The following is a 26,023-nucleotide window of genomic DNA, read 5'->3' on the forward strand; positions in this document are numbered from 1 at the left end:
TACAATACCAATCGGTTAAATAGGTTAATTTTAATCTAAATTATAAACCCCTGATTTTGGTGAAGTAAAACTTTATAGTTGTCCAGATATACCTGTCAATTCAATAAAAACCAATCACCTTAAGCTCACTATAAACAGGGAGCTTGCGGCTGGAAAACAACAAAGTTCATCTACTTTTTCTGTGCCAAGCCTGAAATGGGTGAATGAAGAGGAATTCATTTTTTATCGATGAAATTTTTTTGGATTAAAGGCTAAAAGCATCTTCCGAGATAAAACCCTATGTGCAGTGGTTGATCTTGGGTTTGGATAGAGTAAAAGAAAAGCTCCATTTCTGGAGCCTTTCAAATTTAAGCCTACGCGCTTCGCTTGTCTTACGTAATTTTTACAACCGTGCATAAAAAAGAATCCCCAAAAAATGGAGATTCTTTTTGCATGAAAGCCTACGCGGACTTCGTCCTTGTCTTGCGTAAAACTTAAAGCAGCGCTTTAAGTTTTACTCAGGCTTTAGCCCTTCGGCTTTTTCTAAGGTTTCGTCATTATTGAAGAATTTTTCGCGCTGTTCTTCCAGAAACTTTTTCGCATCTGCTTCAAACACATTTAAACGCTTTTCATTGATCAGCGTGGTCTGATGTTTCAGCCATTCGTTCCAGGCCTGTTTAGACACGGTATCAAATAATTCCTGACCTTTGGCACCCGGGAACGGGGCAAAGTCCAAGCCTTCCATTTCTTGTTGATACTTACGGCAAAATACTTGTCGAGACATATCCATACTCCGAATTTAAGATTAAGCGTAAAGTTGCTCTAAACGGGCGTGGGCGCGTTCAATCGCAGCAGCGACTTGTGCCGGAGCAGTCCCCCCAATATGGTTACGTGCATTCACTGAAGCTTCCAGAGTCAGGGCTTTTTCAAATACATCGGCCTGAATCAGGTCAGAGAACTGCTGCAGCTGTTCCAGGGTCAGTTCAGACAGGTCTTTGCCTTCCTGTACGCCCAGTGCGACCGCTTTACCAACAATTTCATGGGCATCACGGAAAGCAACGCCATTTTTCACCAGGTAATCCGCAAGGTCGGTTGCAGTAGAGAAACCACGCAGCGCCGCTTCACGCATTTCTGCAATGTTAGGCACCAATGCCGGAATCATGTCAGCAAACGCCATCAGTGAACCACGTACAGTATCAATTGCATCAAACAGAGGCTCTTTGTCTTCCTGGTTGTCTTTGTTATAGGCCAGTGGTTGACCTTTCATCAGAGTCAACAGGCTCATTAAATCACCATAAACACGGCCGGTTTTACCGCGAACCAGTTCAGGGACATCCGGGTTTTTCTTTTGCGGCATGATCGATGAACCGGTACAGAAACGGTCAGGAATATTCACAAATTTAAACTGGGCTGAGGTCCACAGAATCAGTTCTTCCGACATACGTGACAGGTGCATCATGATTAACGATGCCGCAGCGTTAAATTCAATCCCGAAATCACGGTCAGATACTGCATCTAAAGAGTTTTCAGCCACGGCATCAAAGCCCAGTAATTCTGCGGTATAGGCGCGGTCGATTGGGTAGGTGGTGCCTGCCAGAGCAGCAGAACCGAGTGGCATACGGTTCACACGTTTACGGCAGTCAATTAAGCGCTCAGAGTCACGCACCAGCATTTCAAACCAGGCCATAAGGTGGTGACCAAAAGTCACAGGCTGAGCAGTTTGTAAATGGGTGAAGCCCGGCATAATCGTGTCAGTGTTCTTTGCCGCCAGGCTTAGAATACCGGTTTGTAGTTTTTTCAATAATTCTAAAATGGCATCAATTTCATCACGCACATACAGACGGATATCGGTCGCCACCTGGTCGTTACGGCTACGACCGGTATGCAGTTTTTTACCGGTAATGCCAATGCGCTGGGTCAGGCGTGATTCGATGTTCATGTGCACATCTTCAAGGTCAATACGCCATTCAAATTGACCCGCTTCAATTTCGACTTTAATGGTGTTTAAGCCGTTGATGATGTCGTCCCGTTCCTGTGCAGTCAGCACGCCGACTTTGGCCAACATGGTCGCATGGGCGATGGAACCGGCAATATCTTGTTTATAAAAGCGTTGGTCAAATTGGACAGATGCTGTAAATTCAGCAACAAATGCGTCAGTAGCTTCAGAGAAACGACCGCCCCACATACCCGAAGTCTGGGTTTGTGACGGATTTGAGGAATTAGAAGATGTGGTCATGTCGGCTCAATAGAATAAAAAGCAATAATTTGAAAACGAGTATAACAAATTCGGAATCACTTGCCGAAGGGCAGGTGAGATCATCTTTTGCAGATACGGCTGATGAAAAAAATTACAGTTATTTTTTTACGAAAATAGGGCGTTGGCAACATCTAATTGAATTATTTATTGCCAGCAATGTATTGGCCATGGTGCTGGCACTGGCTGAAGCGCAAGGCTGGCAGGCATTAACCGGTTCACGACTGCTGCAATATGTGCTGTACATTAACTGGGTGTTACTGGCCTTTACTGCCTTTATTGAATATTTTCAAAGACGTTTGGGTCGGATGAGTCTGGGCTTTTCGCTCGGTTTTGGTTTTTTATTGCTGCAGCTGATTGTACTGGTGACTACTTTAAGCCTGAATCTGCTGACGCATTTTGGCCAGAATTTTCATCTGCGTGACTTGACTGCAGCCGAGCTGGGGGCCGGGCTGGATTTGCATTTAAGTTATGGCATCTTGCTGGGAGCATTCTGTTTTCGCTATTTATATTTGCGCGAACAGAATTATCTGCGCGAGCAAAGTGCTCTAAAGGCCAAGGTGCATGCCTTGCAAGCGCGTATCCATCCGCATTTTTTATTCAACAGTTTAAATAATGTCATTAGCCTGATTGCGATTGATCCTGAAAAAGCCGAGCAGATGCTGCTCAATCTGTCACGTCTGTTTCGTGCCAGTTTACAGGAAGTCAAGCTGGTCAAGCTGCAGGAAGAAGTTGAATTATGCCAGCGTTATCTGGAGATTGAGCAGATTCGTCTGGGTGAACGCTTGCAGGTGGAATGGAAAATTGAACAGCCGCAACTGCTCAGTCAGGTACAAATTCCCTTATTAACTTTACAACCTTTACTGGAAAATAGTATTTTTCATGGTGTTGAAAAAATATCCAGACCGAGTACCATTAGCGTATTGGTAGAAATTTTGGAAAATCAAGTCAATATCGTCATTACAAACCCTTACGTAAACGCTAAAATGAATTTACGACAAGGACATGGTATTGCAATTCAAAATGTGCAACAGCGTCTACGCGCCTTTTATGGAAGAAAGGTGGTCTTTCAAACGTATGCAGGGGAGGGCATGTATACCACCGTGGTACAGTATCCATATAAATAAAAAAAAATTCACGTTAAGCTATAAAAATAAATGATTTAACGTAAAGGAGGGATAAATGGATGTTCTGATCTGTGATGATGAACCTCTTGCAACTGAGCGTTTGGCCCGCTTGGTGACTCAACTTGGACATCAGGTGGTGGCAACCGCCAGTCATGGTGAGCAGGCCATTGAGCTAGCAGATGAACATCAGCCAGATGTCGTGTTATTAGATATTCAGATGCCAGAAATGGATGGACTAAGCTGCGCCCAGCATTTGCGCGAGCTTGACCCCATGCCGGCAATTGTCTTTTGTACCGCCTATGATGAGCATGCACTTGATGCATTTAAATCGCAGGCAGAAGGGTATTTGTTAAAACCGGTCATGCAACAGGAATTGCAGCAGGTTTTAGATCACTTAACCAAACTCACGCAAGCCCAGCTGAGTCACATAAAACAAAAAGAAAATATGGAAGAATTGAATATAAAACGCCACCAGATCACGGCGAAAACTTATCGTGGTGTTGAACTGGTGCCTGTAGAAAATATTTATTATTTTTTAGCAGATCAAAAATATGTCACCGTGCGCCATAAAAATGGCAGCGTGCTGATTGACGAAACCTTAAAAGACCTGGAGCATGAATTTGCCGATCAGTTTATTCGGATTCATCGCAATGCACTGGTCTCGATTCATTATCTTGAAGGACTGGAAGTGATTAATACCGGTCAATATCAGGTGCGTTGTCGTGAGCTGGAAGAACGTCTGGCGGTAAGCCGTCGTCATTTACCGACCTTAAGAGAACGTATTCAGAAACTGTAAGCACCGGTTGAAATGGTTTTTTCGCCATCTCAGGGTGCAAATTGACTTGCATTTTCAAGCGATCAGGTTAAGTTTAAGGGAATCCTTTTATTTGCTTTCACTGACATGATGAACACCCTGAAAATTGCAACTCGACAAAGCCCGCTGGCATTATGGCAGGCGGAACACATTCGTGCGCGTTTAGAAGCCTTGCATGCCGGTCTAAACGTGGAGTTGGTTACCTTTGTGACCCAGGGTGATAAAATTCTCGATACCCCCTTAGCCAAAATTGGGGGCAAGGGACTGTTTGTCAAAGAATTAGAAGCAGCTTTGCTAGATGGTCGTGCTGACCTTGCTGTGCATTCCATGAAAGATGTGCCAATGGCGCTACCAGAAGGCTTAAGCCTGGCGGTGATTTGCGAGCGTGAAGATCCGCTGGATGCCTTTGTGTCCAATACTTATGCCAGCTTTCAGGACTTGCCGCAGGGTGCCAAAGTCGGAACGTCCAGTTTGCGCCGTAAATGCCAGATTTTAAAAGCACGCCCTGACCTGGAGATTATTGATTTGCGCGGTAACGTTGGTACCCGTCTGTCCAAGCTGGATGCAGGTCAATATGATGCGATTATTCTGGCCAGTGCCGGCCTGAAGCGTTTGGGCCTTAGTGAGCGGATTAGTCATACGCTCGCGCCTGAAGTGAGTTTGCCGGCCGTGGGTCAGGGCGCTTTGGGGCTGGAATGCCGGACTAATGATCAGGCCGTACTCGAGCTGATTTTGCCGTTGATGGATGATGAAACCAATGTCTGTGTACGCGCAGAACGTGCGTTTAATGCTTATCTGGAAGGTGGCTGTCAGGTGCCGATTGCCGGTTATGCCACTTTAAAAGATGGCCAGCTGTCGATGGAAGGCCGGGTGGGCAGTGTCGATGGCCAGACCTTGTTAAGCGCACAGCTCAGTGCCGCACCCGAGCAGGCCGAACAGCTGGGTGAACAACTGGCACAGAACCTGTTGGCACAAGGGGCAGGTGAGCTGCTAAAAGCCTTATATTAAGATGCTGTTTATTAATACCCGCCCGGCCGATCGTGCCTGTACCTTGTCACAGGCTTTAAGGCAACAGGCCTGGTCGGTGATTGAGCTGCCTCTGCTGGAATTACAGGCCTGTCCCTGGTCCGATGCATTGGCACAGCTGTACCAGCAATTACTGCAGGCGCAGCGGATTGTGGTGGTCAGCCCGACCGCGGTACACATCGGGATGGAGTATCTGGCGCAAAGCTGTATTCATCTCGATCAATTACAACATTTACAGTGGATTGCGGTTGGTGAAAAAACGGCGCAGGTACTGGCAGAATACGGAATTTCGAGCGCCGTGCCGGAGGTTGAAACCTCGGAAGGGATGCTGGAACTGCCTTTATTAAAATCCCTGGCGGCCGGTTCATGTATTGCCTTCTGGCGCGGTGAAGGCGGTCGTCAGTTTATGATGGACAGCCTGCAACAGGCCGGAATGCAGATTCTGAATTTTATTTTATATCAGCGTCAGTGTCCGGCCGCGTCCATTCAGCAGATGCCCGCGCTATTGCCACAACTGCAGCAGCACCGGGACTATTGGATGCTGATTAGCAGTGAGGCCAGCTGGTTAAACTGGTTGCGGCTGAGTCAAGCGCAAAAAGAATTATTGAACCGGGGACGTTATCTGGTGTTGGGTGACCGCCTGGAAGCGCTGTTGATGGATTATCAACAACAGCATCACACCCGTTTTCAACTGATCAAGTTGACGAATTTAAAAACAGAAACAATACTGCAGCAGATTGAGCTTAAATCAGGACACGCATGAAGAAGCTACTTATTTTATTATTGATCATCGGCTTGGCCTGGATGTTAAAGCTGAGCTATGACGTATTTAAAATAACGGCGCAGCAGTCCGAATTGTCTCAGAGTATGCATCAGGCGGAAAAAAGCCGCGCCAATCTCAATGACCAGCTAGTGGCTTTGCAGCGCCAGAGTAGCAATCCTTCACCGTCAGCATCTTCAAGTGCGCCTGCAACTAATACTACAGTGCAGATCAGCCAGACCACGATCACGCCGCAGCAGATGCTTCAACAGCAGCTGGAACTGATCGAGTTTGCCTTAAAGCAGGCGCAATATCCGTATGCACTGGAAAAGTTGGCAGTACTGGATGTTCAGCTGAATCAGTGGGCTTTGTCACCGGCCTTGGCCGAAAGCCTGCATCAAACCCTGAGCAAAGACCGGCAGCTGATCCAGCAATTTGCGGCACAGCGCAGTGCCCAGCAGCAGCAGGTCACTCAGGCTCTACAGCAGCTGGATCAGCTGTTGCGTCAGGAAATCCAGCAGCCACAACTGCAGCCGGCGCAAGAGGCCAATCCGGCCTTCTGGCATAAGTGGTTGAAACTGGAAGCCGCCGAGCAGCCAGCGACTGTACTTAGTCAGCGTCAATTGCTGTTAAAAGAAGCGCAGCTGCGCTTATTACTGGCACGTCAGTTATTAGGACAAGGCCAATATCTGAATTATCAGCAGGAGCTGACTGAAATTCTTCATTTGTTACAGCCACTGCCGGATCGGGGGGCGCAGCAGTTAAGTGCTGAATTGGCGGAAATTCAGAGCCTGACCGTAATTCCGGTTCCGGTGCTGACCAGCCGCACCTTATTGGATGAATGATCATGAAGCAGATTGTTCTGGCCTATGTCTTGGTCACGTTGGTGCTGGTGGCCTTGCTCAGTGTATTCAGTTATGGCTATGGCGCGGGCTATGTTTATCTGTATTGGCGGGACTGGCAGCTACAGACCAATATCTGGGTGCTTTTAATTTTATTGATGCTGATCAGTCTGGTGGTGCAGCTGATCTGGGCGATGCTAAAGCGTTATTTAAGCCGTGAACAGCGTAAGCAGGCAGCGGTGTTTGATTTCCAGCATTTACATCCTTATGAGCAAATGGCAGTAATCTGGCTGCTGGATGCCGCGCGTGAGCAGGATGCCTTTATCCGTCAGGTATTTAACCAGTCTGGTTTATTAAAAGCCGTGATTCATTCACGCCTGTCGCTGATGCAGCAGGATTATCCGGTGGCTTTGCAGATGTTAAACCAGAGCAATGCCATGGCCTTTGAGCTGGCCGAATTGCAGCGTATTGAAATTTATCTGGCGCAGCAGCAACCGGAAAAAGCCCTGACTCATCTGGAATTTTTAAATGGCCATCAACTGTCGCCGTGGCTCAAAGATGTTAAACAAGCCTATGAACAGCGCTTAACCGCACTGTGGGGAGAGTTTGCGCTGCAGTATCCATGGTTATATTTGCGTGCGACCCAATATGGGCATTTAGGGCTGGACAGCAAGCAGTTATGGCTTGAGCAAATCTTGCAGCATTTTGAGCAGGCCACACCGGAAGCATTGCAGGATTTAAAACAGCGTTATTGCAATCTGTCAGGGCAGATATTTACCCAGCCGTATGCGATTAAAGTGCTGTGGTTAAAAGTGCTGGTACGCTTAAGCGATATGGGAGAGCAGCAGGAGCATCTGGCGGTGCATTTACTGTCTGAACAGTTTCATCAGGATGTGTTCTATTTATGGTTCCAGCAGCAGCTGTTAAAACCGGTACCGGATTATCTCAAGATTGAAGATTATCTGAATCAGTGGGAACAGCAATATCCTGCTTTACCGGTATTGAGTTTTGCCAAATGGCATATATTGGAAGCTACCGGTCGTCATGACGATGCAGCACAGCTTCTGGATTTATATCCGGAACATATTTTAATGAACTATTTAAGAATTAAATCGGCATTAAAAGATCAACCGCATTTACAGCAGCAGTTAAATCTGGTGTTTGAAAATAATAGTCATTTCATGAAAATTAAAATCTAGGTAAAGTCGCATGCAATTAACCGATTATCCAGTAATTCATCAACAAGTGGTGGCATGGGGCGATATGGATGCGCTTGGTCATGTCAATAATGTGATGTATTACCGCTATATTGAAAGTGCCCGCATTCATTATATGGATCAGATCAGAATGATGCAGCAATCCTTTTCGACGGTAGTGGCATCAAATCAGTGCAAATATATGCGTCCGGTATTTTATCCGGATACCTTAAAAATAGGTGTGCGGGTTGAGGAAATCCGAAATAGTGCTTTTCGCATGCATTATCTATTATGGAGCGAGCAGCAGCAGGCTGTAGTCGCGAGTGCAGAAGCCATCATGGTTTGTGTGAATTCTGAAAGTATGCAGAAAATGCCATTACCCGAGTCGATTCGGCAGCGTATTTTGGCTTTGGAAAATAGTGTGGGGCATTATCTGGATTAATTCTAATCCCGAATAAATAGATTATTTATCTCTGTTAATAATTGTTTTTCATTTCAAATAATGATTGAAACTTAATTCAGATAAAAATATGATGTATTAATGCAATTGAAGTAAATTAATATAAAAGCATACTTGTGGAGTAAATATGATGCCCGATATTAGTAATTTGTCTGTAGAACAATTAAAGCGCTTGCAGGAAGAAGCGGAAGCATTAATTGCATCGAAAAAGGACCAGGCAGTTGAAGATGCATATAATCAGATTTTGGCAATTGCTGAAAATGCGGGTTTAAGCATTGAACAGATTCTTGAGTTTGGTGCGTCTAAACGCAAAAAGAATGTCCGTAAATCGGTAGAGCCGCGTTATCGTAATAAAGCCAATGCCAATGAAACCTGGACAGGTCGTGGTAAGCAACCGCGCTGGTTAGTGGCAGAACTGGAAAAAGGTGCCAAGCTTGAAGACTTCTTGATCTAAACTTCATCAGATTGTCATCTAAGCGCACTAGAGTGTCGAAACCAAGCAGAACTGCTTGGTTTTTTTATGTGTATCCGTTGGTGTTGTAAAAAAAGTGTGCATAATGTGTGCATGAAAATAACAATTTGTTCATGAATGCATTAGATAGGTTGGTCGTGGTGGAATGATAAAGAAACCGAGATACATCACGTGGTGGATTTTCGCCATCATTGCTTTTTTAATTTTTGTGTTATTACAGATTCCTGCAGCTTGGTTAATTTCAAAGTTTTATAAAAACAATCAGAGTTTACATAATGTCAGTGGTAACATCTGGCAGGGGCAGGCAGATTGGCACAAGGGACAGTTGCGTGGCAGCTTAAGCTGGAATACGCGTCCTTTAGACCTGTTATTGCTGAAAGTGGCAGCCGATGTTGAAATCCATAGTGGTCATACCGAATTAAAAGGCGTGATGGGTTACCGTTTTGGGACCTTCATGCTGAACGCTGTACATGGCCGTGTTGCGCCAGAAACTCTAAAAACCCTGGTCGACTGGCAATGGCCGACCAATCCGATTCAATTACAAAATATCGATCTGAACTATAACAAGCAGCAAGGGTTTGCCCAGGCACAAGGCCAGCTGAACTGGGCCGGCGGGGAGCTGGTGTATCAGTTTGCCCAGCGTCAAGAGCGCATGACCGTACCAACGCTGAAAGGCACGCTGTCGGATGAAAGCGGTAAACTGAAAATTGATGTGCGTGATGCACGTGACCAGAAAATGATAAACCTGAGTCTGGATCAGGAGATGATGCTGGATGTGCAGCTGACCCAGCGTTTATTGATGCATGTTCCTTCTTATGAAGGCAAGGCTGGTGCCGATACCTATGTAATCAGTACCCGCCAGCCTCTGTTCAAGGGAGGCTTCTGATGCAGAAAATCTGGGAGCAGCTGCAGGCTATCCAGCTGAAACAGGCCGATCGTGTCGCACCGTTATTGCTGGCGCTGCTGATTCTGTATTTATGCTGGAAGCTGGCCAGTCTGTTCTGGCTATTACTGGCGCCGCCTCAAGCGATGCAACTGGATCGGGTCGAACTGGGTTCGCAGCAGCTGCGCGTACCGAATATCAGCAGTTTTGCCTTGTTTCATGAAGTGAGCCAGCGTACGCAGGCCGAAGACAATCTGAACCTTCAATTACAAGGCGTGATGGTCGGTTATCCCAACCAGTTTTCTTCTGCTGTGCTCAAAGTCAATGAAGTGGCAGAGCGCTATCGCGTCGGTGATGTGATTGAAGGCAGTGGCTATCAGTTGGCTGAAGTGTACTGGGATCGGGTGGTTTTGCGTCATAGCAGTGGCGCCACCCGTGAGATAGAGTTTAAAGGCATTGAAAACGGGCTGAATCAGCCGATTGTGCCGACACAAACCCCAACTGCGCCTAACAGAAATCCGGCACCGGCAACAAGCGCGCAAAATGCGATTGGTCAGGCGGTGCAAAAGATTCAGCAAGACCGGGAACGCTATTTACAGGATATGGGTGTAAATAGTGGCAATGGTCAGGGTTATGAAATTACCGCACGGACACCGGCGGCACTCAGAAACAGATTGGGATTACAACCAGGCGACCGGATTTTATCCTTAAATGGTCAGACTGTCGGACAAGGGCAAAATGAAGCCCAATTGCTGGAACAGGCAAGACAGGACGGTCAGGTCAGACTGGAAGTTCAGCGTGGTGACCAGGTCATCACGGTACAACAAAATTTTAAGTGACGGATTTGTCACCTTATAGGGTTAGGAAACACGGTAGATTATGGCTTTATTAAATCATGAGCGTCCGCTTTGGGCATTGGTGGTCGGCGCACCTCTGGTGGCTATGGTAAGTACGGCGAGCTATGCACAAACCTGGAAAATTAATTTACGTGATGCTGACCTGACTGCATTTATTAATGAAGTGGCCGATATTACCGGCAAGAACTTCGCCGTTGATCCGCGGGTGCGCGGCAATGTTACGGTCATTTCCAACAAGCCGTTGAACCGCAATGAAGTCTATGACCTGTTTCTAGGCGTGCTTAATGTTAATGGGGTAGTGGCTATTCCATCGGGCAATACCATCAAGCTGGTGCCAGATAACAATGTCAAAAGCTCCGGAATTCCATTTGATGCGCGCCAGAATGCGCGTGGCGACCAGATTGTGACCCGGGTCATCTGGCTGGAAAATACCAATGCCAATGACATGATTCCGGCTTTACGGCCTTTAATGCCGCAATTTGCCCACCTGTCTGCGGTGGCCGGCACCAATGCCCTGATTGTTTCGGACCGGGCCAGCAATATCTATCAGCTGGAAAATATCATCCGTAATTTAGATGGCACCGGCCAAAATGATATTGAAGCCATCTCGCTACAGTCTAGTCAGGCCGAAGAAGTGATCGGGCTATTGGAGTCAATGAGCTCAACCGGTAATGCCAAAGATCTCAAAGGCTCGCGGGTGCGAATTGTGGCGGATAACCGGACCAATCGCATCATCATTAAAGGTGATACCGCCACCCGCAAGCGTATCCGTCAGATGATTGAAATGATGGATGTGCCGGCGGCCGACCGTCTCGGTGGCTTAAAAGTCTTTCGCTTAAAATATGCCAGTGCGCAAAGCCTGGCGGAAATTCTGCAAGGGCTGGTATCGGGGCAGGCGGTCAGCAGTTCATCTTCCAATACGAAAAACAGCAGTAATAATAGCGTTAGCAATCTGGTCAATAACAGCAGTAACAGCACGTCCAGCAATAGCTCGGGCAGTACCTCGCCAAGCATCACTTTGAATAACGGTTTTGATCAGCAGAGCCAGATCACCAGCTTTAATGGTAATGGCGTCAGTATTATTGCCGATAGTAGCCAGAACGCCTTGGTGGTCAAGGCTGATCCACAGCTGATGCGTGAAATTGAATCTGCGATTCAGCAGCTGGATACACGCCGTCAACAGGTTCTCATTGAAGCCGCGATTATTGAAGTAGAAGGCACCGATGCCGATCAGCTTGGCGTGCAATGGGCCTTGGGTGATTTAAGCAGCGGCATTGGCCTGATCAATTTTGATAACTTGGGTTCCAGCCTGAAAAATATTGCCGCTGGTTATTTAACTGGAGGTGCAGCGGGTGCAGGTGGTGCGATTGGTGCGGGTACCTCACTGGTGCTGGGGGATTATCAAGAAGGTAGTGATGGTTCACGCCGTTTGTATGGTGCGCTGATTCAAGCCTTAAAAGAAACCACCAAATCCAATCTGTTGTCGACCCCATCTATTGTCACCATGGACAATGAAGAAGCCTATATTGTGGTTGGTGAGAACGTGCCGTTTGTCACCGGTTCGGTCAGTACAGGAAATGGTACCGTCAATCCCTATACCACCATTGAACGTAAAGACGTCGGGGTTACCCTGAAAGTGGTGCCGCATATTGGCGAAAATGGCACAGTGCGTCTGGAAGTGGAACAGGAAGTCTCTGGGGTCAAATCCAGCAAAGGTCAGGCGCAGGACTTGGTCACCAGCAAACGAGCGATTAAAACCTCGATTCTGGCCGAGCATGGTCAGACCATTGTTTTGGGTGGCCTCATTTCAGATAACACTGCCTATTCGCGCCAGGCCGTGCCAGGGTTAGGTGCAATTCCAGGGCTGGGGCGTTTATTCCGTTCCGATGGCAAGTCTAATCAGAAGCGTAATCTGCTGATTTTTATTCACCCAACCATTGTTGGGGATCAGAATGATATCCGCCGGATTTCGCAGCAGCGTTATAGTCAGCTGTATAGCCTGCAACTGGCACTAGATCAGGATGGTAATTTTGCCAAACTGCCGGAACGGGTGGAAGATATCTATCAGCAGCGGGTGCCAGTGTCTAAAACTCCCCTAAATCAAACCCGTTATCAGCAGGTGCCATCCGCGACCCCTGCAGCACAGTCGGGGGCGGCTGTAGTAACCACACCCGTTGCGGTAGAGCCGGCGCTGCAGCGTCAGACCTTAAGCCCGCAAGTCAACAAAACCACCAATACCACCACCACGACTACCTTAAGACCGCGCTCTTAACAGAGCGGACATGGAATCTGGTTTTGAGCATGTTATGATGGGCAAAAATTTAAAGAGAAGTTCGCTATGACTTGGAAATTACAAGCAATTACGGGTGAATTTACCGGGCAGGAAATTAGTGTTGATCGTGACATGCTGGTGGGGCGTCATCAGGAAGCTGATGTGGTGCTGCAGTCGGCTGAAGTATCACGCAAACATGCTGCGTTGTTACTGAAGGCTGAAGACTTGTGGGTCCAGGACTTAAATTCATCCAATGGCACCTTTGTAAATGACCTGCGGATTGAGCAGGAAACTCCGTTGCATGAGGGTGATATTGTCCAGTTCGCCAGCTTTAAATTTTCAGTCCTGGCACCAGCCAAACCGGAACTGTTGGCAGATGAGCCACTTGCGCCTGCAGGCACCGAAGTAGAACAGATTCCTGAGCTGGATGTGGTGGAAACCGCTACTGCAGCCGAGCCGACAGAAACTGTAGCAGTGAAAACGCCGGCACAGCAGATGAATGATCAGGGTATGCCTGAGCTGAAAGAGCGTGATGCATCGGTACAATTGACACGTGATGGCATGCCAACCAATGTCGGTGTACCAAAACCGGCCCCAATTCCTGAAGGGACCGATTTAAGCGCGGCCACCCCAGAGCCACAACCGGTACCGGTTGAGCAGCCTGTATCACGCGTTGAGCAGGAAAAAGAGCAGCAGAAAAATGCCTCTGTTGGCCTGATGACCATTATTGTGCTGGTGATCCTGGCAATTATTGCCTGGCTGTTGTTTAAATAAACCGCGACACAGCATACAATCGAGGCATGCTTTGGCATGCCTTTATTTTTTGAGAGGACCAAAATGTCTGTGGCCAAACTTGACACCCGTGAGCTGATTTTATTTGACCTGGACGGCACGCTGGTCGATTCAGCCACCGATCTGTATCGTGCCATGAATATGAGCCTGAATGCCTTGCAGCTGCCCATGGTCACCGAAGCACAGGTACGCACCTGGATTGGCAAAGGCACCTCGGTATTTTGTCACAGCACCTTGCTGCATTTAACCGGAGAGGTGCATCCCGATCAGCATCAGCAGCTGCTGGAAACTTTCCTAGGAATTTACAATGCCGATCCTTGTCTGGATACCCAGCCTTTTGCCGGAATTCTGGAGTTTCTGGAATGGGGCAAACAGCAGCAGAAAAAAATGATCTGTGTCACCAACAAGCCCGAGCTGCCATCACGCGCCATTTTAGATGCACTGGACATGAGCCATTATTTTGTTGATGTGATTGGTGGTGATCGGTTTAGCGAACGTAAACCGCATCCACGCCAGTTATTGCACTGTGTTGAGACCTTTGGGGTAGAAAAATCCCAAGTGTTGATGATTGGCGACTCTTCCAATGATGTGGAAGCCGCACGTCGTGCCGGTATTGATTGTATTGTAGTCAGCTATGGCTATAATCATGGCGAGAGTATTTATGATTGTCAGCCGCAGCAAGTGGTGGATAATCTGACAGAATTATTAGCTTCCTAATGTAAGAATAGATGTAAAAGGACACCGCAATGAGTGATTGTGTAGTTTTTCGATGGCGTCACTAAGTCAGCACCTACCAGCAACCTTCCTATGACCCCGCGAAAATGAAAGAGATTCAACATGACCACTCAAGCCCAATATCAACAACTGCAAGCTGCCGGCTATAACCTGATTCCTGTCTACCGTCAGCGTCTGGCCGATACCGAAACCCCATTGTCTGTGTTTGCGCGTTTAAAAGAGCATGAACAGGCCTATCTGTTTGAATCTGTCGAAGGCGGTGAAAACTGGGCGCGCTATTCGATTATTGGTCTGGGCGAGTCGACCGTATTTTCTTGCAATGAAGGGCAGTTGACCATTCAGCAGACCAATGGCGAACTGCTACAGCAGCCGTGTAGTGATCCTTTCCAGTTTATCCGTGATTTCCAGGCCCAGTTTAAAGTGCCAACACAGGCCGATTTACCGGCGTTGCCAAGCTTTACTGGTGGACTGGTCGGTTACTTTGGCTATGACGCGGTGCGTTATATCGAACCGCGCCTGAACAATATTCCAGATGCTGATCCGGTGGGCCTGCCGGATATCTGGATGATGCTGTCTAAAACCGTAATCGTATTTGACAACTTAAAAGATACCTTATTCCTGATTGTGCATGCCGATAGCAAGGATGCTGATGCCTATCAGAAAGCGCAGGCGCAACTGGATGCGCTGGAGCAGTTGCTGGCGACACCGGTGAACTTGCAGGCGCAAACCCATACGGCACCGCATTTTGAATCTTTAACCGGTCACGACAACTTTATTGCCTCGGTTGAGAAAGTCAAAGAATACATCCGTGCTGGTGATGTCATGCAAGTGGTGCCGGGGCATCGTATGGTGTCTGACTTTGATGGTGAGCCGTTACAGGTCTATCGCGCTTTACGTCACCTTAATCCATCACCATATCTGTTCCTGGTGCAAGGGCGCACCTTGGACAATGACACCCCATTCCATATTGTTGGGTCATCGCCGGAAATTCTGTCACGTCTGGAAAATGGTATTGCCACCGTGCGTCCACTCGCTGGCACACGTCCACGTGGTAAAACCAAAGAAGAAGATCTGGCCTTGGAAAAAGATTTACTTTCTGATGAAAAAGAGATTGCTGAGCATTTAATGCTGATTGACTTGGGTCGTAATGATGTTGGTCGCGTCTCAAAAATTGGCAAAGTGCAGCTGACTGATCAAATGGTGATCGAACGTTATTCGCATGTCATGCATATTGTGTCCAATGTGCAGGGTGAAGTGCGTGATGATGTTGATGCCTTGGATGTTTTTAAGGCAACTTTCCCGGCAGGCACACTTTCTGGGGCACCAAAAATCCGTGCCATGGAAATTATTGACGAAGTTGAGCCAGTAAAACGTGGAATTTTTGGTGGTGCTGTTGGTTATTTAGGCTGGCATGGCGAAATGGACATGTCGATTGCGATTCGGACCTGCGTTATTCGTGAAAATAAGGTCTATGTTCAGGCTGGCGCAGGCCTTGTTGCCGACTCAAATCCTGAATCTGAGTGGAATGAAACCCAAATAAAAGCTCGCGCAGTGATCAAAGCGGTTGAATTATCGTCAAACGGATTGATTTTGTGAGTTTTTGACGGTTTTTTTAAAAAAAACACTTGCACGGATTTCAAGTTTTGCTAAACTGCACACCGTTCCGATACGAAACGTACGAAACACTAAGAAACGCCGGCATAGCTCAGTTGGTAGAGCAACTGACTTGTAATCAGTAGGTCCACAGTTCGAATCCGTGTGCCGGCACCATCTTAGAGAATTCGAGATGTGAAGTAAAGAACGAGCACTGCAATAAGTGTGATATTGGTGGGATTCCCGAGCGGTCAAAGGGAGCAGACTGTAACTCTGCCGCGTAAGCTTCGAAGGTTCGAATCCTTCTCCCACCACCATTAACTTCGAATGAAGTGGTACATTACCAACAATGTGCGGGAGTAGCTCAGTTGGTAGAGCGGCAGCCTTCCAAGCTGCATGTCGCGAGTTCGATCCTCGTCTCCCGCTCCATCATCGAAGATGATCGCTCTTATAGCTCAGTGGTAGAGCACTCCCTTGGTAAGGGAGAGGTCTCGAGTTCAAATCTCGATAAGAGCTCCAGATACAGTTTAGCAACTTGGTTGCATGAGATTTAAAGAAAGCAGGCTATTTAGTCTGCTTTTTAAGTATTAGGTGTCTAGTTTTTTAGGCGATATGTCGAGGCTGGGTATTACTCAGATTGTGTTCGACGTAAACGAGGAAAATAAACATGGCTAAGGCTAAGTTTGAACGTAATAAGCCACACGTTAACGTGGGCACAATCGGTCACGTTGACCATGGTAAAACAACTTTAACAGCTGCAATTGCAACTGTATGTGCGAAGAAATTCGGTGGTGAAGCGAAAGATTACGCTGCAATCGACTCTGCTCCAGAAGAAAAAGCACGTGGTATTACAATTAACACTTCTCACGTAGAATACGATTCTCCAACTCGTCACTACGCTCACGTTGACTGCCCAGGTCACGCCGACTATGTTAAAAACATGATCACTGGTGCTGCTCAGATGGACGGTGCGATCCTTGTTTGTTCAGCGACTGATGGTCCAATGCCACAAACTCGTGAACACATCCTTCTTTCTCGTCAGGTAGGTGTACCTTACATCATCGTATTCTTAAACAAATGCGATATCGTAGACGACGAAGAGTTAATCGAATTAGTTGAAATGGAAGTTCGTGAACTTCTTTCTACTTACGACTTCCCAGGCGATGACACTCCAGTAATCCGTGGTTCTGCTCTTGCAGCACTTAACGGTGAATCAGGTCAATATGGCGAAGACGCTGTTGTTGCTCTTGTTGAAGCACTTGACTCTTACATTCCAGAGCCAGTACGTGCAATCGATCAAGCATTCTTGATGCCAATCGAAGACGTATTCTCTATTTCTGGTCGTGGTACAGTTGTAACTGGCCGTGTAGAAACTGGTATCGTTAAAGTTGGTGAAGAAGTTGAAATCGTTGGTATCAAAGATACAGCGAAAACAACTGTTACTGGCGTTGAAATGTTCCGTAAGCTTCTTGACGAAGGTCGTGCTGGCGAGAACTGTGGTGTTCTTCTACGTGGTACTAAGCGTGAAGAAGTTCAACGTGGTCAAGTACTTGCTAAACCAGGTTCAATCAAGCCGCACACTAAATTCGACGCAGAAGTATACGTACTTTCTAAAGACGAAGGTGGCCGTCACACTCCATTCTTAAATGGTTACCGTCCACAGTTCTACTTCCGTACTACGGACGTAACTGGTGCGATCCAGCTGAAAGAAGGCGTTGAAATGGTTATGCCAGGCGACAACGTTGAAATGTCAGTAGAATTAATCCACCCAATCGCAATGGACGCTGGTTTACGCTTCGCGATCCGTGAAGGTGGCCGTACTGTAGGTGCGGGTGTAGTTGCTAAAGTAACTGCATAATTATAAAATAAGTTTCACAAGCCGAAGTTTGCGGATTTCGGCTTGTTCTGCAGGCCAGTAGTTCAATTGGTAGAGCGTCGGTCTCCAAAACCGAATGTTGGGGGTTCGAGTCCCTCCTGGCCTGCCATTTTTCAAAAAAAGCTTGATGCTGGCAAAACTGGTCATATAATAAGTCGCGAATCCTACGACGAGTACAAAAATGTCGAATGATAAATCGCGTGACGCATTAAGCGAAGCGCCAATTCCTCAAAGAAATAATCCTGCTGAAGTTGTAAATTCGGGTTCTCCATTAGACTACGTGTTGTGGATTATCGCCTTGATTTTATTCATTGCGGCAACCATGGTGAATCAGCATCTACCAGCGTACTGGGCACCGGCAAATGATATTTGGGTGCGCGTTGGGGTAATTTTGGCTTGTATCGTAGTGGCTTTAGGTTTATTATACGCCACCCATCAAGGCAAAGGCTTTGTTCGTTTATTGAAAGATTCACGAATCGAGCTGCGTCGAGTGACTTGGCCAACCAAGCAAGAGACAGTGACCACATCTTGGCACGTACTTGCAGTTGTAGTTGTAGCATCCATTTTATTGTGGTGTTTTGACTACGTTTTAGGTTGGGCAATTAAATTTATTATCGGGTAAGAGAGCTATGAAACGTTGGTACATTATTCATGCCTATTCTGGTTATGAAAAACAAGTGATGCGTTCGCTTAATGATCGAATCCAGCGTAGCGCTGTTGCCGATAGCTTTGGTGAAGTCCTGGTTCCTACCGAAGAAGTGGTAGAAATGAAGGATGGCAAGAAACGTAAATCTGAGCGTAAATTCTTTCCGGGCTATGTGCTAGTCGAAATGGAAATGAATGATGATACTTGGCACATTGTAAAAGAATGTCCAAAAGTATTAGGTTTTATTGGTGGTACACCGGAAAAACCTGCGCCAATTACGCAGCGTGAAGCTGATGCGATTCTTGCACGTGTACGCAATACTGGTGAAGCACCTCGTCCGAAGACGATGTTTGAACCAGGCGAAGAATTACTGGTAATTGACGGTCCATTCACCGACTTTAAAGGCGTGGTGGAAGAAGTCCTTTACGACAAGTCGCGTTTAACGTTGACGATTAATGTATTCAATCGACCAACACAGGTTGAGCTGGAATTTCGCCAAGTCGAAAAATCAGTTTAATTCACTGCTGGTTGAAAACGCCCGATTTGTTATGGATCGGGCATTGTTGTTGTAACGGTATCGTTACTTAGAAATCATTGGGGAGCCTAGCGGCGTTTGTACCCAGAGGTAATTGAAAATGGCTAAGAAGATTGACGGCTATATCAAGCTGCAAGTTCCAGCTGGTAAAGCAAATCCATCTCCACCAATTGGTCCTGCACTAGGTCAACGTGGTGTTAACATCATGGCATTCTGTAAAGAATTCAATGCTGCGACACAAAAAGTTGAAGCTGGTCTTCCAATTCCAGTAGTGATCACTGTGTACAACGACAAGTCGTTCACATTCATCATGAAAACTCCACCTGCTGCTATTCTGCTTAAGAAAGCTGCTGGTATCCAGAAGGGTTCAGCTGTGCCAAACAAAACTAAAGTTGGTAAGTTGACTCGTGCTCAGTTAGAAGAGATCGCGACTACGAAAGAACCAGACTTAACTGGTGCTGACTTAGACGCGCGTGTACGTACCATCGCTGGTTCTGCACGTTCTATGGGCTTGGAAGTGGAGCTATAAGACATGGCAAAGTTAACTAAACGTCAAAAAGCCATTGCTGCTGCTGTAGAAGCAAACAAAGTTTATACTTTGGAAGAAGCAGTACAAGTTCTTAACAGCCTTCCTGCAGCTAAATTCAAAGAATCTTTGGATGTATCTGTAAACCTAGGTGTTGACCCTCGTAAATCTGACCAGGTTGTTCGTGGCGCGACTACACTTCCTGCAGGTACAGGTAAAACTGTACGTGTAGCTGTGTTTGCTCAAGGCGCTGCTGCTGAAGCTGCTAAAGCTGAAGGCGCGGACGTAGTTGGTTTTGATGACCTGGCTGAAAGTATCCAAGCGGGTAACCTTGACTTTGACGTGGTAATTGCTGCTCCAGATGCAATGCGCGTTGTAGGTAAATTAGGTACAATCCTTGGTCCACGTGGCTTAATGCCAAACCCTAAAGTGGGTACGGTTACTCCTGACGTAGCAACTGCAGTTAAAAATGCAAAAGCTGGTCAAGCACGTTACCGTGTAGACAAAGCGGGTATCATCCACGCTGCGATCGGTCAAGTAGGTTTCACTGCTGAAGCTGTTCGTCAAAACGTTGAAGCTCTTGTAGCTGACCTGAAGAAAGCAAAACCTGCGACTTCTAAAGGTGTATACATCAAAAAGATCACTCTAAGCTCAACTATGGGTCCTGGTCTGACTGTTGATGTAAACAACGTTTCTAACTAAGTTTAACTTAGACAGAATTTTAAAGTCCTGAAAGGTCTCCTTCTCCCTCTGGGAGAAGGTTGGGATGAGGGTTAAACCTCTCCCTAGCCCTCTCCTGAAAGGAGAGGGGACATTCAGGCGGACTTTGAATTGGTAAATGAGAATTTATCAGCGTCAAAGACCTCAGGCGAGGGGAGTTTTATGCTCTTCTCTTAAAATCCCAGCCTGCGTAGACGCGGTGGTGTGATTTATTCCTCCTCCGCGTGTGAGTTCAGTGATGAATTCACGAATTGGGAGTGTATCCCTTGTGGGTACATAAATCACCGTTAGGAGGTTTTACAATGGCTCTTCTTATCGAAGACAAAAAACAGATCGTAGCAGAAGTAAACGAAGTTGCTTCTCGCGCGTTCTCTGCTGTTGTTGCTGACTATCAAGGTTTAACCGTTGAGCAATTAACTGCTTTACGTGTTGAAGCGCGTAAGCTTGGTGTTACGACTCGTATCGTGCGTAATACTTTGGCTAAGCGTGCATTCGAAGGTACTCAATTCGATATCTTGAATGCAACTCTTGTTGGTCCAACAATCTTAGCTTTCTCGACTTCTGAAGACGACATGGGTGCAGCTGCACGCTTGTTCGAAGATTTCGCTAAAACAAACAAAGCATTTGAACTTAAAGCTGCTGCATTTGACGGCAAGGTTTATCAAGGTGCTGAAGTTAGCGTGATTGCAAATCTTCCGAACCAAGAAAAAGCGCTTACTATGCTTGCAAACGTTCTTCAAGCTCCTATTTCGAAATTGGGTCGCCTTATTACAGCACTCAAAGAGAAAAACGAGTCAGAAGCAGCTTAAGCTTAAATCAATTTACACACCATTCAATTTCCATTTGGAGTTATTCTCATGGCTTTAACTAACGAAGAAATTTTAAACGCAGTTGCTGAAAAAACTGTTCTTGAACTTGTTGAACTGATCTCTGCTTTCGAAGAGAAATTCAACGTATCTGCTGCTGCTGTTGCAGTTGCTGCTGCTCCAGGCGCTGGCGCTGCTGCTGCTGAAGAGCAAACTGAATTCAACGTTGAGTTGACTTCTTTCGGTGCAAACAAAGTTGCAGTAATTAAAGCAGTTCGTGAAGCGACTGGCCTTGGTCTTAAAGAAGCGAAAGACATGGTTGAAGGTGCTCCAGCAGTACTTAAAGAAGGCGTTTCTAAAGAAGAAGGCGAAGAGCTTAAGAAGAAACTTGAAGAAGCTGGTGCTACAGTTACACTTAAGTAATAGCTTAAGCGGAGTCGATTTTTTTATAATCGACTCCAAAAAATGGCTGATGGCTCTTGGGTCATCAGCCTTTTTGCGTTACAATAATCGGCTCGATTTTTGTTTGCATGATATAAATTTCATACAAATTAAAAATAAAGATAACAATCAAACGCTTACCAATATTTTTCAATGTTAAAAAATATTGTTAAGCGTTTTAATACCACTAAAAATTGCAGCATTTGTAAAGAGTGGTGGCCATATCGGCCTGCGTAATTCCTTCTGAGCCCGTTCTGCAGGCGGGCTTGGTTTACTTTCCGAGGACTCCAGATGGCATACTCATATACCGAAAAGAAACGGATCCGTAAGAATTTTGGTAAATTGCCCCAAGTCATGGAAGCACCGTACCTGTTGGCGATTCAAGTCGACTCGTACCGTACTTTCTTGCAAGATGGCAAATCTCCAAAAAACCGCGAAGATATCGGTCTCCAAGCCGCATTTCGTTCAGTTTTTCCTATAGAAAGTTATTCTGGCAATGCTGCTTTAGAATTTGTTGAGTATAGTCTTGGTAAACCAGAGTTTGATGTGCGCGAATGTATTCTTCGCGGCTCAACTTATGCGGCACCAATGCGCGTTAAAATTCGTTTGATCTTGAAAGATCGTGAAACGAAATCAATCAAAGACGTACGTGAACAAGAAGTCTATATGGGCGAAATGCCATTGATGACGGATAACGGTACTTTTGTGATCAACGGTACCGAGCGTGTAATCGTATCGCAATTACACCGTTCACCAGGCGTATTCTTTGACCATGACAAAGGTAAGACTCACTCAAGCGGTAAAGTGCTGTATTCAGCGCGTATTATTCCTTACCGTGGTTCATGGTTAGACTTTGAATTTGATGCCAAAGATTTAGTCTATGTACGTATCGACCGTCGTCGTAAATTACTGGCGACTGTGGTTCTGCGTGCCCTGAACTATAACAACGAACAGATTCTTGACCTGTTCTACGAAAAAGTTCCTGTTTACCTGGATATGGGTAGCTATCAGATCGACTTGATTCCAGAACGTCTGCGTGGCGAAATGGCACAATTCGATATCACTGATGCTGATGGTAAAGTCATTGTTGAACAAGGTAAGCGTATCAACGCACGTCATGTTCGTCAAATGGAAGCCTCTGGTCTGACCAAACTGTCAGTGCCGGATGAATACCTGTATGAGCGCATTACTGCCGAAGACATCGTGCTGAAAGATGGCGATGTGATTCCGGCCAACACACTGTTAAGCCATGAAGTGATGGTGAAGCTGGCTGAAGGCGGCGTGAAGCAGTTCAATATCCTGTTCACCAACGACATCGACTGCGGTTCATTCATTGCAGATACGCTACGTGCCGATACGACTACAGGTCGTGAAGAAGCACTGGTTGAAATCTACAAAGTGATGCGTCCAGGCGAGCCACCAACCAAAGAAGCAGCTGAGAACCTGTTTAACAACCTGTTCTTCTCTTCTGAGCGTTATGACCTGTCACCAGTCGGCCGTATGAAGTTCAACCGTCGTCTGGGTCGTCCTTATGAAGTCGGTACTGACCAGAAGTCGCGCGAAGTTGAAGGCATCCTGTCCAACGAAGACATCACGGATGTACTGAAAACATTGGTTGAAATCCGTAACGGTAAAGGTGAAGTCGACGATATCGACCACTTGGGTAACCGTCGTGTTCGTTCAGTGGGTGAAATGACTGAAAACCAATTCCGTGTCGGTCTGGTTCGTGTAGAGCGTGCGGTTAAAGAACGTCTATCACAGGCTGAAACTGATAACCTGTCTCCGCAAGATTTAATCAATGCGAAGCCAGTGGCTGCTGCAATCAAGGAATTCTTTGGTTCAAGCCAGTTATCTCAGTTCATGGACCAAAACAACCCATTGTCTGAAATCACCCACAAGCGTCGTGTATCAGCGCTTGGGCCTGGTGGTTTGACGCGTGAACGTGCTGGCTTCGAAGTACGTGACGTACATCAAACTCACTACGGTCGTGTGTGTCCAATTGAAACGCCTGAAGGTCCAAACATTGGTTTGATCAACTCGCTTTCTGTATATGCAAAATGTAACAACTTTGGTTTCTTAGAAACGCCTTACCGTAAAGTTGTTGATGGTCGTGTAACGGATGAAGTTGAATACCTGTCTGCGATTGAAGAAGTGGGTACTGTGATTGCACAGGCCGACTCGGTTGTAGATCAGGACGGCAACCTGACTGAAGAATTCGTTTCTGTACGTCACCACGGTGAATTCGTACGTATGTCACCTGAAAAAGTGACGCATATGGACGTATCTGCTCAGCAGGTGGTTTCTGTTGCAGCATCGCTGATTCCATTCCTTGAGCACGATGACGCCAACCGTGCATTGATGGGTTCTAACATGCAACGTCAGGCCGTACCTACATTAATCGCGGACAAACCGCTGGTTGGTACGGGTATGGAAGCCAACGTGGCACGTGACTCAGGTGTGTGTGTAGTTGCAGGCCGTGGTGGTGTGATCGAGTTTGTTGATGCATCACGTATCGTAATTCGCGTGAATGAAGATGAAATGATCGCGGGTGAAGCAGGCGTAGATATCTACAACCTGATCAAATACACGCGTTCAAACCAGAACACCTGTATCAACCAGAATGTTGTGGTACGTTTAGGCGATAAAGTTGCACGTGGTGACATCCTGGCGGATGGTCCATCGACAGATGGCGGTGAACTGGCGCTGGGTCAAAACATGCGCGTGGCGTTCATGACCTGGAATGGTTACAACTACGAAGACTCGATCTTGCTTTCTGAGCGTGTGCTTCAAGAAGACCGTCTAACGTCGATTCATATTCAGGAACTGTCATGTGTTGCACGTGATACCAAACTGGGTGCTGAAGAAATCACGGCTGATATTCCAAACGTCGGTGAAGCTGCGCTGTCTAAACTGGACGAATCAGGTATTGTTTACATCGGTGCAGAAGTGACTGCCGGTGACATTCTGGTGGGTAAAGTTACGCCAAAAGGTGAAACCCAGTTGACGCCTGAAGAAAAACTGCTTCGTGCCATCTTCGGTGAAAAAGCAGCGGATGTGAAAGACTCATCTTTACGTGTTCCATCAGGCACCAAAGGTACCGTGATTGACGTTCAAGTGTTTACACGTGATGGTCTTGAAAAAGACGAACGTGCACTGGCAATTGAGAAAGCGCAGCTTGATGCATACCGTAAAGACTTGAAAGAAGAATACAAAATCTTCGAAGAAGCAGCACGTGAACGTATTGTCCGTCTGTTAAAAGGTCAAGAATCAAATGGCGGTGGTGGCACTAAACGTGGCGACAAACTGTCTGAAGATATGCTGTCTGGTCTTGAACTGGTTGATCTGCTTGAAATCCAGCCAAGTGATGAAGCGATTGCGGAACGTTTAACGCAAATTCAAACCTTCCTGAAAGAGAAGAGCTTTGAAATTGACGAGAAATTCGCTGAGAAGAAACGCAAACTGTCTACAGGTGACGAACTGACCACTGGCGTACTGAAAGTGGTTAAAGTTTACCTTGCGGTGAAACGTCGTATCCAGCCGGGTGATAAGATGGCGGGTCGTCACGGTAACAAGGGTGTTGTATCCAACATTCTGCCGGTTGAAGACATGCCACACGATGCCAATGGTGTACCAGTAGACGTGGTACTGAACCCGCTTGGTGTACCATCGCGTATGAACGTGGGTCAGATTCTGGAAACGCACTTGGGTATGGCAGCCAAAGGTTTGGGTGATCAGATCGACAAGATGCTGAAAGAACAGCGCACCATTCTTGAACTGCGTGAATTCTTGGACAAGATTTACAATAAGGTGGGCGGCGAGCAAGAAGATCTTGACAGCCTGACGGATGATGAAATCTTGGCACTTTCTGGCAACCTGCGTGCCGGTGTTCCATTGGCAACACCTGTATTTGACGGTGCTGAAGAAGGTCAGATCAAAGACTTGCTTGAACTTGCGGGTCTGTCACGTACCGGTCAAACCGTATTGTATGATGGCCGTACGGGTGAGCGTTTCGACCGTCCTGTCACTGTTGGTTACATGTACATGCTGAAACTGAACCACTTGGTTGATGACAAGATGCATGCGCGTTCAACTGGTTCTTACTCATTAGTAACACAGCAGCCGCTGGGTGGTAAGGCACAATTCGGTGGTCAGCGTTTCGGTGAGATGGAAGTCTGGGCACTGGAAGCTTACGGTGCAGCTTATACGCTTCAAGAAATGCTCACTGTGAAGTCGGATGACGTTGAAGGCCGTACCCGCATCTATAAGAACATTGTAGATGGTAACCATTATATGGATCCGGGCATGCCTGAATCGTTCAACGTATTGACCAAAGAGATCCGTTCTTTAGGTATCAACATTGAACTGAAAAATGGTGACTAAGAATCTCCATTAAATCTCCCTAAATCCCTCT

Annotated in this window: 24 protein-coding genes and 5 tRNA genes; 27 read left to right on the top strand and 2 right to left on the bottom strand. The window is 46.6% G+C overall.

Going from position 1 to position 26,023, the window contains the following annotated elements; all coding sequences use genetic code 11:
• Positions 1 to 493: 493 nt before the first annotated feature.
• On the bottom strand, positions 494 to 763 hold the full coding sequence (locus FTT64_RS02065) for an oxidative damage protection protein (protein WP_005181625.1): 270 nt from the start codon (positions 761 to 763) through the stop codon (positions 494 to 496).
• Positions 764 to 784: 21 nt separating this feature from the next.
• On the bottom strand, positions 785 to 2,215 hold the full coding sequence (argH, locus tag FTT64_RS02070) for an argininosuccinate lyase (RefSeq protein ID WP_171525375.1): 1,431 nt from the start codon (positions 2,213 to 2,215) through the stop codon (positions 785 to 787).
• Between argH and FTT64_RS02075 the strand changes: the two genes are divergently transcribed.
• The 27 genes from FTT64_RS02075 to rpoB all read left to right on the top strand — a co-directional run bounded on the left by FTT64_RS02075 (position 2,206) and on the right by rpoB (position 25,992).
• Positions 2,206 to 3,360, top strand: a complete 1,155-nt coding sequence (locus FTT64_RS02075; protein WP_168382009.1) for a sensor histidine kinase — start codon at positions 2,206 to 2,208, stop codon at positions 3,358 to 3,360. The genes argH and FTT64_RS02075 overlap by 10 nt on opposite strands.
• 55 nt (positions 3,361 to 3,415) lie before the next feature.
• On the top strand, positions 3,416 to 4,156 hold the full coding sequence (locus FTT64_RS02080; protein WP_005181633.1) for a LytTR family DNA-binding domain-containing protein: 741 nt from the start codon (positions 3,416 to 3,418) through the stop codon (positions 4,154 to 4,156).
• Between the two features lie 108 nt (positions 4,157 to 4,264).
• Positions 4,265 to 5,182 carry a hydroxymethylbilane synthase gene (gene hemC / locus FTT64_RS02085; RefSeq protein ID WP_168382019.1) on the top strand — a complete coding sequence of 306 codons (918 nt, stop codon included), beginning with the start codon at positions 4,265 to 4,267 and terminating at the stop codon, positions 5,180 to 5,182.
• Position 5,183: 1 nt separating this feature from the next.
• Positions 5,184 to 5,963, top strand: a complete 780-nt coding sequence (locus FTT64_RS02090; protein ID WP_180182003.1) for a uroporphyrinogen-III synthase — start codon at positions 5,184 to 5,186, stop codon at positions 5,961 to 5,963.
• Positions 5,960 to 6,805, top strand: a complete 846-nt coding sequence (locus FTT64_RS02095) for a hypothetical protein (RefSeq protein ID WP_168398238.1) — start codon at positions 5,960 to 5,962, stop codon at positions 6,803 to 6,805. The genes FTT64_RS02090 and FTT64_RS02095 overlap by 4 nt, the downstream gene beginning before the upstream one ends.
• A gap of 2 nt (positions 6,806 to 6,807) precedes the next feature.
• Complete coding sequence (locus FTT64_RS02100) at positions 6,808 to 8,001, top strand: heme biosynthesis protein HemY (RefSeq protein WP_168382011.1); 1,194 nt, start codon at positions 6,808 to 6,810, stop codon at positions 7,999 to 8,001.
• Between the two features lie 10 nt (positions 8,002 to 8,011).
• Positions 8,012 to 8,440 carry a thioesterase family protein gene (locus tag FTT64_RS02105; RefSeq protein WP_016659684.1) on the top strand — a complete coding sequence of 143 codons (429 nt, stop codon included), beginning with the start codon at positions 8,012 to 8,014 and terminating at the stop codon, positions 8,438 to 8,440.
• 145 nt (positions 8,441 to 8,585) lie between these two features.
• Complete coding sequence (locus FTT64_RS02110) at positions 8,586 to 8,912, top strand: H-NS family nucleoid-associated regulatory protein (protein WP_005181647.1); 327 nt, start codon at positions 8,586 to 8,588, stop codon at positions 8,910 to 8,912.
• Positions 8,913 to 9,075: 163 nt separating this feature from the next.
• Positions 9,076 to 9,816 (top strand): type II secretion system protein N, encoded by a 741-nt coding sequence (gene gspN, locus FTT64_RS02115; RefSeq protein ID WP_005181650.1) that lies wholly within the window; start codon positions 9,076 to 9,078, stop codon positions 9,814 to 9,816.
• Complete coding sequence (locus FTT64_RS02120; RefSeq protein WP_180182002.1) at positions 9,816 to 10,652, top strand: type II secretion system protein N; 837 nt, start codon at positions 9,816 to 9,818, stop codon at positions 10,650 to 10,652. Before gspN ends, FTT64_RS02120 begins: the two co-directional genes overlap by 1 nt.
• 40 nt (positions 10,653 to 10,692) lie before the next feature.
• Complete coding sequence (gene gspD / locus FTT64_RS02125) at positions 10,693 to 12,942, top strand: type II secretion system secretin GspD (RefSeq protein ID WP_180182001.1); 2,250 nt, start codon at positions 10,693 to 10,695, stop codon at positions 12,940 to 12,942.
• A 66-nt stretch (positions 12,943 to 13,008) separates the two neighbouring features.
• Positions 13,009 to 13,716, top strand: a complete 708-nt coding sequence (locus tag FTT64_RS02130) for an FHA domain-containing protein (RefSeq protein ID WP_005181667.1) — start codon at positions 13,009 to 13,011, stop codon at positions 13,714 to 13,716.
• Positions 13,717 to 13,779: 63 nt separating this feature from the next.
• Complete coding sequence (gph, locus tag FTT64_RS02135; protein ID WP_005181670.1) at positions 13,780 to 14,451, top strand: phosphoglycolate phosphatase; 672 nt, start codon at positions 13,780 to 13,782, stop codon at positions 14,449 to 14,451.
• A 120-nt stretch (positions 14,452 to 14,571) separates the two neighbouring features.
• Positions 14,572 to 16,065, top strand: a complete 1,494-nt coding sequence (gene trpE, locus FTT64_RS02140) for an anthranilate synthase component I (RefSeq protein ID WP_180182000.1) — start codon at positions 14,572 to 14,574, stop codon at positions 16,063 to 16,065.
• Positions 16,066 to 16,163: 98 nt separating this feature from the next.
• Positions 16,164 to 16,239: transfer RNA gene (locus FTT64_RS02145), tRNA-Thr, on the top strand.
• Between the two features lie 56 nt (positions 16,240 to 16,295).
• Positions 16,296 to 16,379: transfer RNA gene (locus tag FTT64_RS02150), tRNA-Tyr, on the top strand.
• Positions 16,380 to 16,415: 36 nt separating this feature from the next.
• Positions 16,416 to 16,491, top strand: a tRNA-Gly gene (locus FTT64_RS02155).
• A 15-nt stretch (positions 16,492 to 16,506) separates the two neighbouring features.
• A tRNA-Thr gene (locus FTT64_RS02160) sits at positions 16,507 to 16,581 on the top strand.
• A 148-nt stretch (positions 16,582 to 16,729) separates the two neighbouring features.
• The gene (tuf, locus tag FTT64_RS02165) at positions 16,730 to 17,920 is read left to right on the top strand and encodes an elongation factor Tu (protein WP_104513317.1); all 1,191 of its coding nucleotides are present in this window, start codon (positions 16,730 to 16,732) and stop codon (positions 17,918 to 17,920) included.
• 51 nt (positions 17,921 to 17,971) lie between these two features.
• Positions 17,972 to 18,047 (top strand) — tRNA-Trp (locus FTT64_RS02170).
• A gap of 72 nt (positions 18,048 to 18,119) precedes the next feature.
• Positions 18,120 to 18,560: a preprotein translocase subunit SecE gene (secE, locus tag FTT64_RS02175; protein ID WP_005181678.1), complete on the top strand. Its 441-nt coding sequence runs from the start codon at positions 18,120 to 18,122 to the stop codon at positions 18,558 to 18,560.
• A gap of 7 nt (positions 18,561 to 18,567) precedes the next feature.
• The gene (nusG, locus tag FTT64_RS02180; protein WP_005181681.1) at positions 18,568 to 19,101 is read left to right on the top strand and encodes a transcription termination/antitermination protein NusG; all 534 of its coding nucleotides are present in this window, start codon (positions 18,568 to 18,570) and stop codon (positions 19,099 to 19,101) included.
• 118 nt (positions 19,102 to 19,219) lie between these two features.
• The gene (gene rplK / locus FTT64_RS02185; protein ID WP_004868049.1) at positions 19,220 to 19,648 is read left to right on the top strand and encodes a 50S ribosomal protein L11; all 429 of its coding nucleotides are present in this window, start codon (positions 19,220 to 19,222) and stop codon (positions 19,646 to 19,648) included.
• Positions 19,649 to 19,651: 3 nt separating this feature from the next.
• Positions 19,652 to 20,347 (top strand): 50S ribosomal protein L1, encoded by a 696-nt coding sequence (gene rplA, locus FTT64_RS02190; protein ID WP_005181684.1) that lies wholly within the window; start codon positions 19,652 to 19,654, stop codon positions 20,345 to 20,347.
• A gap of 320 nt (positions 20,348 to 20,667) precedes the next feature.
• A complete protein-coding gene (gene rplJ, locus FTT64_RS02195) occupies positions 20,668 to 21,174 on the top strand; it encodes a 50S ribosomal protein L10 (protein WP_075167586.1) in 507 nt (168 codons plus the stop codon).
• Between the two features lie 48 nt (positions 21,175 to 21,222).
• On the top strand, positions 21,223 to 21,594 hold the full coding sequence (gene rplL, locus FTT64_RS02200) for a 50S ribosomal protein L7/L12 (RefSeq protein WP_004774018.1): 372 nt from the start codon (positions 21,223 to 21,225) through the stop codon (positions 21,592 to 21,594).
• A 309-nt stretch (positions 21,595 to 21,903) separates the two neighbouring features.
• Positions 21,904 to 25,992 carry a DNA-directed RNA polymerase subunit beta gene (gene rpoB, locus FTT64_RS02205; RefSeq protein WP_163146199.1) on the top strand — a complete coding sequence of 1,363 codons (4,089 nt, stop codon included), beginning with the start codon at positions 21,904 to 21,906 and terminating at the stop codon, positions 25,990 to 25,992.
• Positions 25,993 to 26,023 lie beyond the last annotated feature (31 nt).

The organism is Acinetobacter sp. Q186-3 (genome assembly GCF_013420655.1).
GTDB classification, from domain to species: domain Bacteria; phylum Pseudomonadota; class Gammaproteobacteria; order Pseudomonadales; family Moraxellaceae; genus Acinetobacter; species Acinetobacter indicus.